This window comes from Pseudomonas sp. L7, assembly GCF_046605565.1.
Lineage (GTDB): Bacteria > Pseudomonadota > Gammaproteobacteria > Pseudomonadales > Pseudomonadaceae > Aquipseudomonas > Aquipseudomonas wayambapalatensis.
Map to the genome: position 1 here is coordinate 3,727,799 of NZ_CP176784.1, position 13,005 is coordinate 3,740,803.

Annotated in this window: 12 protein-coding genes; 3 read left to right on the forward strand and 9 right to left on the reverse strand. The window is 61.0% G+C overall.

Annotation, left to right across the window (positions count from 1 at the left end; translation table 11 throughout):
- Positions 1-36: 36 nt before the first annotated feature.
- Positions 37-750: a TetR/AcrR family transcriptional regulator gene (locus ACK3BK_RS17180; protein ID WP_186666311.1), complete on the reverse strand. Its 714-nt coding sequence runs from the start codon at positions 748-750 to the stop codon at positions 37-39.
- A 241-nt stretch (positions 751-991) separates the two neighbouring features.
- Between ACK3BK_RS17180 and lexA the strand changes: the two genes are divergently transcribed.
- The gene (gene lexA, locus ACK3BK_RS17185) at positions 992-1,600 is read left to right on the forward strand and encodes a transcriptional repressor LexA (protein WP_054894445.1); all 609 of its coding nucleotides are present in this window, start codon (positions 992-994) and stop codon (positions 1,598-1,600) included.
- A gap of 13 nt (positions 1,601-1,613) precedes the next feature.
- Positions 1,614-2,090 (forward strand): SOS-induced cell division inhibitor SulA, encoded by a 477-nt coding sequence (gene sulA / locus ACK3BK_RS17190; protein WP_186666312.1) that lies wholly within the window; start codon positions 1,614-1,616, stop codon positions 2,088-2,090.
- Positions 2,091-2,139: 49 nt separating this feature from the next.
- Here sulA and ACK3BK_RS17195 read toward each other — a convergent pair whose 3' ends face one another.
- The 7 genes from ACK3BK_RS17195 to ACK3BK_RS17225 form a co-directional block, all read right to left on the reverse strand.
- Entirely contained in the window at positions 2,140-2,373 is a 234-nt protein-coding gene (locus ACK3BK_RS17195) for a hypothetical protein (protein ID WP_186666313.1), read from the reverse strand.
- A 51-nt stretch (positions 2,374-2,424) separates the two neighbouring features.
- A complete protein-coding gene (locus ACK3BK_RS17200; protein WP_411382957.1) occupies positions 2,425-2,946 on the reverse strand; it encodes a DUF6586 family protein in 522 nt (173 codons plus the stop codon).
- Between the two features lie 89 nt (positions 2,947-3,035).
- Positions 3,036-5,645 (reverse strand): type I DNA topoisomerase, encoded by a 2,610-nt coding sequence (topA, locus tag ACK3BK_RS17205; protein ID WP_186708382.1) that lies wholly within the window; start codon positions 5,643-5,645, stop codon positions 3,036-3,038.
- Between the two features lie 100 nt (positions 5,646-5,745).
- Positions 5,746-5,997 (reverse strand): DUF1653 domain-containing protein, encoded by a 252-nt coding sequence (locus tag ACK3BK_RS17210; RefSeq protein ID WP_186708384.1) that lies wholly within the window; start codon positions 5,995-5,997, stop codon positions 5,746-5,748.
- Positions 5,998-6,076: 79 nt separating this feature from the next.
- Positions 6,077-7,252, reverse strand: a complete 1,176-nt coding sequence (fadA, locus tag ACK3BK_RS17215) for an acetyl-CoA C-acyltransferase FadA (protein ID WP_186708386.1) — start codon at positions 7,250-7,252, stop codon at positions 6,077-6,079.
- Between the two features lie 30 nt (positions 7,253-7,282).
- Complete coding sequence (gene fadB, locus ACK3BK_RS17220) at positions 7,283-9,430, reverse strand: fatty acid oxidation complex subunit alpha FadB (RefSeq protein ID WP_186666319.1); 2,148 nt, start codon at positions 9,428-9,430, stop codon at positions 7,283-7,285.
- A 471-nt stretch (positions 9,431-9,901) separates the two neighbouring features.
- Positions 9,902-10,339, reverse strand: a complete 438-nt coding sequence (locus tag ACK3BK_RS17225) for a hypothetical protein (protein ID WP_186666321.1) — start codon at positions 10,337-10,339, stop codon at positions 9,902-9,904.
- Positions 10,340-10,448: 109 nt separating this feature from the next.
- Here ACK3BK_RS17225 and ACK3BK_RS17230 point away from each other — a divergent pair, with 109 nt between their 5' ends.
- On the forward strand, positions 10,449-10,889 hold the full coding sequence (locus tag ACK3BK_RS17230; RefSeq protein WP_186666323.1) for a universal stress protein: 441 nt from the start codon (positions 10,449-10,451) through the stop codon (positions 10,887-10,889).
- Positions 10,890-10,949: 60 nt separating this feature from the next.
- On the opposite strand, the gene ACK3BK_RS17235 is transcribed toward ACK3BK_RS17230, so the two are convergent.
- Complete coding sequence (locus ACK3BK_RS17235) at positions 10,950-12,881, reverse strand: ATP-binding cassette domain-containing protein (protein ID WP_186666325.1); 1,932 nt, start codon at positions 12,879-12,881, stop codon at positions 10,950-10,952.
- Between the last annotated feature and the right edge of the window lie 124 nt (positions 12,882-13,005).

Below are 13,005 nucleotides of genomic sequence, written 5' to 3' on the forward strand. Positions count from 1 at the left end.
GCTAGCTTAGCCGAAGCGCCCTGCTGCGCCCAGTGCTCAAGCCTTGGCTGGCGTACCGCTGACTGCGCTCTTGCTGCGTGGTCGCAGTTGCGCGGCCGCCATGGCCTCGTCGGTCACCCCGGTATCGGCACGCATGCCGGCGGCGAGGAACGGCACCATCAGGCGCATGACCTGCTCGATCGAAGTGTTGATGCCAAAATCGGTTTCAGCGATGGCGCGCAGCGCCTTGATACCGGACATGCTGAACGCCGCGGCACCCAGCATGAAATGCACGCGCCAGAACAGCTCGATGGGGGGAATGCGCGGAGCAGCTTCGTTGACCAACAGCATGTAGCGCCGGAACACCTTGCCGTACATGTCTTCAAGGTAGCGGCGCAGGTGGCCCTGACTCTGACTGAAGGCCAGACCCAGCAGACGCATGAAGATCGACAGGTCGTTGTTGCTGCGCGGTTGCACGGCCAGGGCCTGCTCCACCAGCATCTCCAGCAGCTCTTCGAGCGTCGGCTTCTGCTCCGGGCGCGCCTGGCGGCGCTCGAGCTCACGCTCCAGGCTGGCGCAGAAAGGACCGAGGAAGCGCGAGAATACCGCCTGGATAAGCGCCTTTTTGGAGCCGAAATGGTAATTCACCGCCGCCAGGTTGACCCCGGCCTTGCTGGTGATCAAACGCAACGAAGTTTCCGCGAAACCTCTTTCCGCGAACAGCTGCTCGGCAGCATCGAGAATGCGTTCAACGGTTTCCGATTGGGCCATGACTTATCCGCCTGACAAACAGTTGTTTGAAACATACGTTTCAAGCACGCGCATGTCAAGGTTCGGTGACCCGACGGTCGCCCTTTTTAAAGCGCCGGGGCTCAAGCTGCAAGCCACAAATATCAAGGGCTGGGCACAACGCCTGGCAGATCGCGGCGATTTTCTTGAAGCGTGGAGCTTGCAGCAGCCCTTGTACTGTATATAATCCCAGTCACTGTATAAAAAGACAGAGCCACTCGCCATGCTGAAACTGACGCCACGCCAAGCCGAGATCCTGGCCTTCATCAAACGTTGCCTCGAAGACAACGGTTTCCCGCCTACCCGCGCAGAAATCGCACAAGAGCTAGGGTTCAAGTCGCCCAATGCCGCCGAAGAGCACCTCAAGGCCTTGGCGCGCAAAGGCGCCATCGAGATGACGCCTGGCGCCTCCCGCGGCATTCGCATCCCTGGCCTCGAAGCCAAGCCTGACGACAGCGGCCTGCCGATCATCGGTCGTGTTGCAGCAGGTGCCCCGATCCTCGCCGAGCAGCACATCGAGGAATCCTGCAACATCAATCCAGCCTTCTTCCATCCCCGCGCCGACTACCTGTTGCGCGTCCACGGCATGAGCATGAAGGATATCGGCATCGTCGACGGCGACCTGCTCGCCGTGCACACCTGCCGCGAAGCCCGCAACGGCCAGATCGTGGTCGCCCGCATCGGTGACGAAGTTACCGTCAAGCGCTTCAAGCGCGAGGGCAGCAAGGTCTGGCTGATTGCCGAAAACCCCGAATTCGCCCCCATCGAAGTCGACCTGAAAGATCAGGAGCTGGTGATCGAGGGCTTGAGCGTCGGCGTCATTCGCCGCTGATCCAGGAGGCGTCATGCAGCAGTCCGCCCATTTATCGCAGCCCGCACAATTGCCATTGTTCGAAGCCTTTCTCGCACAGCCGGTACTGCCAGGCCTGAAAAGTCGAGAGGAACCGCGCAAGCCCGGCCAACCTGAACTGTTCAGTGAACTGTCCCTGCGCGGCGCGCCAGGGCACTGCCAGAGCCTTTTGGCCCCTATCCTGCGCGAGCTGAGCGAAGAAGATGATGCGCGCTGGCTGACACTGATCGCACCGCCGGCCAGCCTCACCCAAACCTGGCTGCGTGAGGCGGGCCTGAATCGCGAACGCATCCTGCTGCTGCACCCCGGAAGCAACCAAAGCGCCCTGCAACTGGCCTGCGAAGCGCTACGCCTGGGCCATAGTCACACCGTGGTCAGCTGGCTCGGCAACGTCAATACCAGCATCCGCCAACAGCTCGTTCGTGCCGCCACCTGCGGAAACGCACAAAGCCTGAACATCCGCCTCGGCTGATGTTCAGGCTTTGCCTGTACGATCTGCAATGATGGCTCAACTGGCGTGCTCAATGCAGAACACGCGGCCCCTCATCACGCTCGAAGTCGCCTTCGATCAATTTACCTGCCATCTGCACACCAACGCTGAGCATGGCTTTGGCCACTTCTACATGCTGCCCTTGAAGAAATGCCTTGGCATCTTCGGAGAAATCCAGGGTAACCAGCGAACCCTCGTCCTCGGCACGGCGCAGTTCGATCCGGCCATCAGGCAATTCGACAATTTCTAGAAAGGACGTTGACATAAAGGGCCTGCTGTTCACGAAAGGCGAGTAGTGTACCAGCCGCGCAGATTGTCAGCACTCACTCAACGCTTCTCGGAAACGTCTTACAAGCCCTTTGAGGTTCTGCCGCCATTCTTCCAACTGTTCCCGAGACAGCACGATTTCCTCGACTTCATCGAGATTGACGGCCTGAATCAACGGCTGGGTGACATCGGTCTTGGCGACTTTCTTCGCGACCGGTGGTTGGAACAAATCGGCATAAGCCTTGATCAACTGCGCCAGCCAGGTTTGCGGCTGGCGTGCCAGCTCAAGCATCTCGGCCATTTCCGGAATGGCAACGGTCTTCAGCGTTTCATCGTCAAGCAACAGCTCCGCACGGGACGCCTTCGCCTGCGGCAGGCGATAGAAACCAGCAATCTCGTGACACAGCCCGAGCAACGCCCCATACAGATGGAACAACGCCGCTTCGCGCTCAGCTTGGATCAGGCCCTGGGCGTTCATGGCCTGGCTCTGCCCTGCCTTGGTCATGGACTCGAGGGCCAGGCCTGCAAAGAACAGTTTCTGGTTGGTGCGGGTGTAGAGTTCCTGGGCCATTTCGGATGACCTCCCATAGGCAGCAAGACGAATAGCTGCATCATAAATGATTAGGGCCGCAAAGCGGCCCTGATCAAAACACCGAAGAATCAGCGCTTGTCTTCGACCTTCCACGCCTTGCCGTCGTAGAACGCCTTCCAGCCTGTCGGCTTGCCGTCTACCTCGGATTGCACGTACTGCTCCTTGGTCTTGCGGCTATAGCGGATCACCGCCGGACGACCGTCCGGATCCTTCTGCGGCGCATCGCAGAGGAAGTGGTACTTGGGGTCGATCTCGTGCTTGTGCGGGATGATCTCAAGCACCAATGGCGCACGGGTCTCGCGATTCTTCGGGAACTGGCTTGCCGCCAGGAACAAGCCCGAGGCACCGTCACGCAGCACGTAGGTGTCATCGACCTTCTCGCACTTGAGCTCCGGCATCTCCACCTTGTCCATCTTCGGTGGCGCCGCCTCACCGCTCTTGAGCAGCTTGCGGGTGTTCTTGCACGCCGGGTTGGTGCAACCGAAGAACTTGCCGAAGCGGCCGGTCTTGAGCTGCATCTCGCTGCCGCACTTGTCGCACTCAAGGCTCGGCCCTTCGTACCCCTTGATACGGTAGCTGCCTTCCTCGATCTCGTAGCCGGCGCAATCCGGGTTGTTACCGCAGATATGCAGCTTGTGCTTCTCGTCGAGCAGATAGGCGTCCATCGCCGTCGAACAGATCGGGCAGCGGTGCTTGCCGCGCAGCACCAACGACTCGGACTCACCTTCGTCATCCGCCGCGATTTCGTCGCCCGGCACCAGGTTCACAGTAGCCTTGCAGCGCTCTTTCGGTGGCAGGCTATAGCCCGAACAGCCGAGGAACACTCCGGTGGACGCGGTACGGATCATCATGGGGCGACCACATTCCTTGCATGGAATGTTGGTCAGGGTCGGCTGGTTGGCACGCATGCCATTCTCGGCGGACTCGGCCGCCAGCAGCTTTCTGCTGAAATCGCCGTAGAACTCATCGAGCACGTTCTTCCAGTCACGCTCACCCTGGGCCACATCATCGAGGTTCTCCTCCATGCCGGCGGTGAAACCGTAGTCCATCAGATCAGAGAAGCTTTCCGACAAACGCTCGGTGACGATGTCGCCCATCTTTTCGGAGTAGAAGCGGCGGTTGTGCAGGGTCACGTAACCGCGGTCCTGGATGGTGGAAATGATCGCTGCATAGGTCGACGGACGACCGATACCGCGCTTTTCCATTTCCTTGACCAGGCTCGCTTCAGTGAAGCGCGCTGGCGGCTTGGTGAAATGCTGGCTCGGATCGAGCTGGATCAACTTGAGCGTCTCGCCCTGCCCCATTTCCGGCAGCACGTCGTCCTCGCCCGGCTTGGCCTGCTGAGGCAATACGCGGGTGTAACCGTCGAACTTGAGAATACGCCCCTTGGCACGCAACTCGAAGTTGCCAGCCGCCACGGTGACGCTCGTGGACAGGTACTGCGCCGGTGGCATCTGGCAGGCCAGGAACTGGCGCCAGATCAGCTCGTACAGGCGCTCGGCATCGCGTTCCATGCCGCTGAGTTTGGTCGGATGGGTGTTGACGTCGGACGGACGAATCGCTTCGTGCGCCTCCTGTGCCCCTTCCTTGCTGCCGTAGACGACCGGAGCGGCCGGCAGGTACTGCTTGCCAAACTCGCTTTCGATGTAGCTGCGCGCCATTTCAACGGCATCGGTCGACAGGTTGGTCGAGTCGGTACGCATATAGGTGATGTAACCGGCTTCATACAGACGCTGGGCCATCATCATGGTCTTCTTTACCCCGAAGCCCAGGCGATTGCTTGCCGCCTGCTGCAAGGTCGAGGTGATGAAGGGCGCCGACGGCTTGCTGCTGGTCGGGCGATCCTCACGCTTGATCACGCTGTAGCTGGAAGCCTTGAGCTTCTCCAGCGCCGCCATGGCCTGCGCTTCGTTCAACGGCTTGAAGGCTTCGCCGTTCTCGCGCGCCACTTCGAAGCGCACCTTGGCGTTCTTCGCAGTACCCAGGTCAGCATGGACCTCCCAATACTCCTCGGGATTGAACGCACGGATCTCGCGCTCACGCTCGACCACCAGTTTCACTGCTACCGATTGCACACGACCGGCAGACAGGCCACGGGCGATCTTGGACCACAGCAGCGGCGAAACCATGTAGCCCACCACGCGATCGAGGAAGCGCCGCGCCTGCTGGGCGTTGACCCGAGCGATATCCAGGTCGCCAGGCTGCGAAAACGCCTCCTGGATGGCCTTCTTGGTGATTTCGTTGAACACCACGCGCTTGTAACGGCTGTCATCTCCCCCGATGGCTTCGCGCAGGTGCCAGGCAATGGCTTCCCCCTCGCGATCCAAGTCGGTTGCGAGATAGATGGTGTCGGCATCCTTGGCCAGGCGGCGCAGCTCATCGATCACCTTCTCCTTGCCGGGAAGGATCTCGTACTTGGCTTTCCAGCCGGCCTCCGGGTCGACGCCCATGCGCGCCACCAACTGGCGCCGGGCTTTCTCCTTTGGCGTCAGCGCCGGAGCCTCACCCGCGGTCTTGCCGCGCTTGGCCGCCGGTTCCTTGGCCGTACTGGCCGAACCGCTGGTGGGGAGGTCTCGGATATGGCCGATACTCGACTTCACCACGTACTGGCTGCCCAGGTACTTGTTGATGGTCTTGGCCTTGGCCGGGGATTCCACAATGACCAGCGATTTGCCCATGGATCGGAGTATTCCTGAATCTGAAGATGAAAAACGCGTCAGGTGCCGGACGCGGCACCGCTATATATAGTGGCAAAACAGTGAGGTCAAGCGCGGTCGATCACTCGCAGGGCTTCCCGGCCAGTGCCGCGAGCCCCTCTTCGGCCTTGACCAAAGCAAAGCGTGGCACCTGCTCGCCGTCAACCTCGACCGACTCCTGGAACATCGAAAGTGGACGCACCCAGAACCCATAGTCACCATACAGGCATTGGTAGAACACCATCCACTCTTCGCTCTCCGAGTGCCGCGCAACGCTGAAGACACGGTACTCAGGCCCTTTGTAATGCCGATATACGCCTGGTTGTATCTGCATGCCGCCCACCCTCTTGAACAAATCCTGTAAAAAACAAAAAACCGGGGCACTAGGCCCCGGCTGCTGTCCCGCGAAGCGATCAGACGCGTTCGAAGACAGTGGTGATGCCCTGACCCAGGCCGACACACATGGTCGCCACACCCAGCGTACCGCCATTCTGCTTCATGACATTGAGCAGGGTGCCGGAAATCCGTGCACCGGAGCAACCAAACGGGTGGCCCAGGGCGATGGCGCCGCCGTGCAGGTTAACCTTCTCATCCATCTTGTCGAGCACTTTCAGATCCTTCAGCACTGGCAGGGCCTGTGCGGCGAAGGCTTCGTTGAGCTCGAAGAAATCGATGTCGGCGATGGTCAGACCCGCGCGCTTGAGGGCTTTCTGAGTCGAAGGCACCGGCCCATAACCCATGATCGCCGGATCCACACCGGCTACTGCCATCGAACGAATCACGGCCAATGGCTGGATACCGAGGTCCATGGCACGCTGGCCGGACATGACGATCATGCACGAGGCACCGTCGGTGATCTGCGACGAGGTACCGGCGGTGACAGTGCCACCCTTGGGGTTGAACGCCGGCTTGAGCGCAGCGAGGCCCTCGAGGGTGGTCTCGGGACGAATGGTTTCGTCGTAGTCAAAGACCTTGAGGAAGCCGTTCTCGTCATAGCCCTGCATCGGGATGATCTCATCCTTGAACTTGCCTTCGACGGTGGCCTTGTGAGCCAACTGGTGCGAACGCAGACCGAACAGGTCCTGCTGCTCACGGGTGATGCCGTGCATCTTGCCGAGCATCTCCGCAGTCAGGCCCATCATCCCGGAAGCCTTGGCGGCGTGCAAGGACAGGTGCGGGTTCGGGTCGACGCCGTGCATCATGCTGACGTGCCCCATGTGCTCGACACCACCGACCACGAATACATCGCCGTTGCCGGTCATGATCGCCTGGGCAGCGGTGTGCAGCGCGCTCATCGACGAGCCGCACAGCCGGCTGACGGTCTGGGCGGCGGAGGTGTGCGGGATCGGGGTCATCAGCGACGCCATGCGCGCGATGTTCCAACCCTGCTCCAGGGTCTGGTTGACGCAGCCCCAGATCACATCCTCGACTTCCTTCGGATCGACCTTGTCGTTGCGCTCCAGCAGCTTGCTGATCAGGTGCGCCGACATGTCTTCGGCGCGGGTGTTGCGGTGCATGCCACCCTTGGAACGGCCCATCGGCGTGCGACCGAAGTCGACAATCACCACGTCTCTTGGATTCAGGCTCATATCAATAATCTCGCTCTAGCTCGTGGCCGTTCAGTTGAAGAAGCGCTGGCCGTTCTTGGCCATTTCACGCAGCTTCGCAGTCGGGTGGTACAGCGGACCCAGATCGGCGTACTTGTCGGCCAGGGCAACGAACTCGGCAACACCGATCGAATCGATGTAGCGCAGCGCACCACCGCGGAAGGGAGGGAAACCGATGCCGTAGACCAGGCCCATGTCCGCCTCGGCTGCAGTTTCGACGATGCCATCTTCCAGGCAGCGCACGGTCTCCAGGCACAGCGGCACCATCATCCAGTTGATGATGTCCTCGTCACTGACTTCACGCTGCTCGAAGATCACCGGCTTGAGCACGTCCAGCACGGACGCGTCGGCGACTTTCTTCGGTTTGCCGCGCTTGTCGGTTTCGTAGGCATAGAAGCCCTTGCCGTTCTTCTGCCCCAGGCGATTGGCTTCGTACAGGGCGTCGACGGCGGAGCGGCGATCGTCCTTCATGCGATCCGGGAAGCCTTCAGCCATCACGTCGCGACCATGGTGGCCGGTGTCGATGCCGACCACGTCCATCAGGTAGGCCGGGCCCATCGGCCAGCCGAACTTCTCCATGACCTTGTCGATGCGCACGAAATCGACGCCTGCGCTGACCAGCTTGGCGAAGCCGCCGAAGTACGGGAACAGTACGCGGTTGACCAGGAAGCCCGGGCAGTCGTTGACCACGATCGGGTTCTTGCCCATCTTCTTGGCGTAGGCCACGGTGGTGGCGACCGCCACTTCACTGGACTTCTCGCCACGAATGACTTCGACCAGCGGCATCATGTGCACCGGGTTGAAGAAGTGCATGCCAACGAAGTTTTCCGGACGCTTGAGGGCCTTGGCCAGCAGGTTGATCGAAATGGTCGAGGTGTTCGACGCCAGAATCGCGTCTTCCTTGACCTGCCCTTCCACCTCGGCCAGCACCGCCTGCTTGACCTTCGGGTTCTCGACCACGGCCTCGACGACGATGTCGACGTTGGCGAAATCGCCATACGACAAGGTCGGGCGAATGGCATTGAGTGCCTCGGCCATCTTCGCCGGGGTCAGGCGACCTTTCTCGACGCGCTTGCCAAGCAGCTTGGACGCTTCGTTCAGGCCCAGCTGGATGGCTTCTTCACGGATATCCTTCATCAGGATCGGCGTGCCCTTGACCGCCGACTGGTAGGCGATACCGCCACCCATGATGCCGGCGCCGAGTACGGCAGCCTGCTTCACGTCACGGGCGATCTCGTCATGGGCCTTGGCTTTGCGCTTGAGCTCTTGATCGTTCAGGAACAGGCCGATCAGGCTCTCGGCGACCGAGGTCTTGGCCAGCTTGGCAAAGCCTGCGGCTTCGACTTCCAGGGCCTTGTCACGGCCAAAGTTGGCGGCCTTCTGGATGGTCTTGATGGCTTCGACCGGAGCCGGGTAGTTCGGGCCGGCTTGACCGGCGACAAAGCCCTTGGCGGTTTCGAAGGCCATCATCTGCTCGATGGCGTTGAGCTTGAGCTTCTCGAGCTTGGGCTGACGCTTGGCCTTGTAGTCCAGCTCTCCGCTGATGGCGCGCTTGACCAGGTCCAGGGCACCGGCCTGCAGCAGCTCAGGGGCGACCACGGCATCGACGGCGCCCACTTTCAGGGCGTCTTCGGCGCGGTTTTCCTTGCCCGAGGCGATCCACTCGATGGCATTGTCCGAGCCGATCAGACGCGGCAGGCGAACGGTGCCGCCAAAGCCCGGGTAGATGCCCAGCTTGACTTCCGGCAGGCCGATCTTGGCGCTGCTGGACATGACGCGGTAATCCGCCGCCAGGCACATTTCCAGGCCGCCGCCCAGGGCGATGCCGTTGATGGCCACGACGGTTGGCACCGCGAGGTCTTCGAAGTCGCTGAAGATACGGTTGGCTTCCAGGTTGCCGGCCACCAGCTCGGCTTCGGGCAGCTTGAAATTGTCGACGAATTCGGTGATGTCGGCACCGACGATGAACACGTCCTTGCCGCTGCTGACGATCACACCCTTGATGGAGGCGTCGGCCTTGATGGTGTCTACGGCCTGACGCAGCTCGTTCAGGGTAAGGCGGTTGAATTTGTTGACGGACTCACCCTTGAGGTCGAACTTCAGTTCGACGATGCCGCTTTCAAGAGCCTTAACCGTGATGGCTTTACCTTCGTAAATCATCAACTGATCTCCACGATATGGAAGCTGAACTGTACACGCCGATCACTGGCAGGAAGGCCGGCTTTACGCCCCTCCCCCAGGCACACCCGTCAGCGCGCTAGTCGGGATTCTGTACGAGCGATGTGAACATACAAACGCTCAATTCATACGCCCGTTTGATTTGGGTACGCACACATTCTCCGAAAAGGTCGGCGTTGTCAAATGCTCGAAAGCACCCGGAAAACGCGACTTTCCAGTCATTTTGTAACACCAGGGGATAAAACATGATGACAGTGATTGTCGATCATTCATGACGACGATCGGCCAATGGCTGGTGGGGTCAGTTGCGCTGCCAGCCTGCTGATTTTTCATGTGCACATTGGAGACAAGGGTCTACACTGCCCTCGAATCGAATGTTTTCCCGGCCTGCCTGGCCAGCTTCACCACTGTGGGATCAGGGTTGCCCTGCTCCCACTTTTTTTTGCGCATGCCTCAGGCGAGGGTTTCGAGGGTGTGGGCAATATCCTGCAATACAGATTTTTCGCCGCGCTCGCTCCAGTACAAGGCGATCATGCGGGTATCGGCCTCCACCTTGTAGACACTGGCCGGCAACCGCGCAAAACACTCCGCCAGACGTGGCTCCTGGCAGGGTTCGCGCCATTTGTTCCACCACACGCCCGGGCTGACCTGCCAGTAGCACCAGCTATCCTCTCGCCCCTTGCGCCGCCCGCGGTAGTACTGTGGGCACGGGCTTGGCGGTTGGTTTTCCAGCCAGTGCGGCCACTCCTGGGGCGCCAGCTGCATGGCCAGACCCATGCGCCGCCCCTCCAGGCGCAGGCTCATCTGTTCGCTCTGCTTGCGCGACGGTCGCAACCAGGCCAGCGGGCTGAGAATCAGCGCAAGGATTGACACCACCAGCCATACCGTCATATCTGTAGTTCCCATAAAGCGTTGCAAATGAGCGGGTTAGTCTTTTTCACGCAAGGCCTGCCAGAAAGCGACCATACTTTCACTATTGCGATTGTCAGGAGTGCCGCTCATGTCCTACGAACATCTTCTGGTTGCCGTCGACCTGACCGAAGAATGCGACCCAGTGATCAAACGTGCCATGGCACTGGCGAAACCGTCGAACGCCAAGGTCTCGCTGGTGCATATCGTCGAGCCGATGGCCATGGCATTTGGTGGCGACGTGCCGATGGACCTGTCGCAACTGCAGCAACAGCAGTTCGACCAGGCCAAGGAACGCATGGATCGCCTGTTCAACAAATATCCAGACATCAATCGCGGCGATTCGCACCTGACCTACGGCCAGCCGCGCCAGGAAATCCACCAACTGGCCAAGGATCAGAAGTGCGACCTGATCGTGGTCGGCAGCCATGGCCGCCATGGCCTGGCGCTGCTACTGGGCTCCACGGCCAATGACGTCCTGCATGGAGCACCGTGCGATGTGCTGGCGGTGCGGTTGCAGAAGAAAGAATGATATAGCCCGAGCCGGCCCTATCGCTGCGACTTGTCCCGCGATAGGGCCGGCTCGATCGACTCAACCTTCCAGCTCGGCCCAGCGCTCGACCAGCACATCCAGCTCAGCCTGCAACGTCTCGAGCTTGGCCAGCACGTCCGACGTTTCGCCAATCGGCCGCTGATAGAAGCCAGGCGCATTCACCTCTTCCTGCAGCACCGCCATCTTCTGCTCCAGCGCATCGATCTGCCCAGGCAGCATCTCCAGCTCACGCTGCAGTTTGTAGCTCAGCTTTTTCTTGCTGCTGTCGGCCACCACAGGCGCCACGGGCTCCGGGGCGACCTCGACCGCAACCTTCTCGACCACCGCACTGTTGAGCTCGGACTTGCCGCCCTTGCTCTCGGTCACGCCCAGCAGCTTCGGCGAGCCCCCCTGGCGGATCCAGTCTTCATAGCCACCCACGTACTCACGCACCTTGCCCTCACCCTCGAACACCAGGGTGCTGGTGACCACGTTGTCGAGGAAGGCCCGGTCGTGGCTGACCATCAGTACCGTACCCTTGAAGTTGGACAGCACTTCCTCAAGCAGCTCGAGCGTCTCGACGTCCAGGTCGTTGGTCGGCTCGTCCAGCACCAGCAAGTTGGCCGGTTTGCTGAACAGCTTGGCCAGCAACAGACGCGCACGTTCACCACCAGACAGCGCCTTGACCGGCGTGCGTGCACGCTGGGGGCTGAACAGGAAGTCTCCGAGGTAGCTCAACACGTGGCGATTCTGACCATCGATCTCGATGAAGTCGCGACCTTCGGCGAGGTTGTCGATCACCGTCTTCTCGAGGTCGAGCTGGTGACGCATCTGGTCGAAGTAGGCCACCTCCAGCTTGGTGCCGCGATCGACCTTGCCGGCGGTCGGCTCCAGGTCACCCAGCATGAGCTTGAGCAGGGTGGTCTTGCCGGTGCCGTTGGCGCCGAGCAGGCCGATGCGGTCCTGGCGCTGCAGGACCATGGAGAAATCCTTGACCAGCTTCGGCCCCTGAGGGTGCGCGAAGCTGACGTTTTCCAGCACCATCACCTGCTTGCCGGACTTGTCGGCGACCTCGATCTGGATGTTCGCCCTGCCCTGGCGCTCGCGACGCTCGCTGCGCTCCACGCGCAGGGCCTTGAGGGCACGCACACGACCTTCATTACGGGTACGCCGGGCCTTGATGCCCTGGCGGATCCAGACCTCTTCCTGGGCCAGGCGCTTGTCGAACAGCGCATTGGCGGTTTCCTCGGCGGCCAGCGCAGCCTCCTTGTGCACCAGGAAGCTGGCGTAGTCGCCGTTCCAGTCAATCAGCCCGCCGCGGTCCAGCTCGAGGATCCGCGTGGCCAGGTTCTGCAGGAACGAGCGGTCGTGAGTGATGAACAACACGGCGCCGTTGAAGCCGCTCAGGGCCTCTTCGAGCCAGGCGATGGCACCGATGTCCAGGTGGTTGGTCGGTTCGTCGAGCAGCAGCAGGTCAGGCTCGGACACCAGGGCCTGAGCCAGCAGCACGCGACGGCGCCAGCCGCCGGACAGCTCGGCGAGGGTCTTGTCGGCCGGCAACTGCAGGCGGCTCAAGGTGCTCTCCACGACCTGCTGCAGACGCCAGCCGTCGCGGGCCTCCAGCTCGTGCTGGACATGCATCAGCTTGTCCAGGTCGGCATCATTCTGGATGTTCTGGCTCAGGTGGTGATATTCGGCGAGCAGCGCACCGACGCCGTCGAGGCCCTCGGCGACCACATCGAACACACTGCGATCGTCGGCCACCGGCAACTCCTGCGGAAGCTCACCGATCTTCAGTGCCGGCGCACGCCAGATTTCCCCTTCGTCGGGTTTCTGCTCACCCTTGACCAGGCGCAGCATGCTCGACTTGCCGGTGCCGTTGCGGCCGATGATGCACACCCGCTCGCCACGGGCGATCTGCCAGGACACTTTGTCCAGCAGCGGCATGGCGCCGAACGCGAGGGACACATCGCTGAATTTGAGCAGGGTCATGATCATCTCCAAAAACCGGGCGCGCATTCTACCTGACTTTCACGCCTACTTCGCCCCTGCGTGACATTCCAGATGCGATGACGGCGCGCGCTTGGCGACGCGTGGTCGGCGTTAACGATTCGAT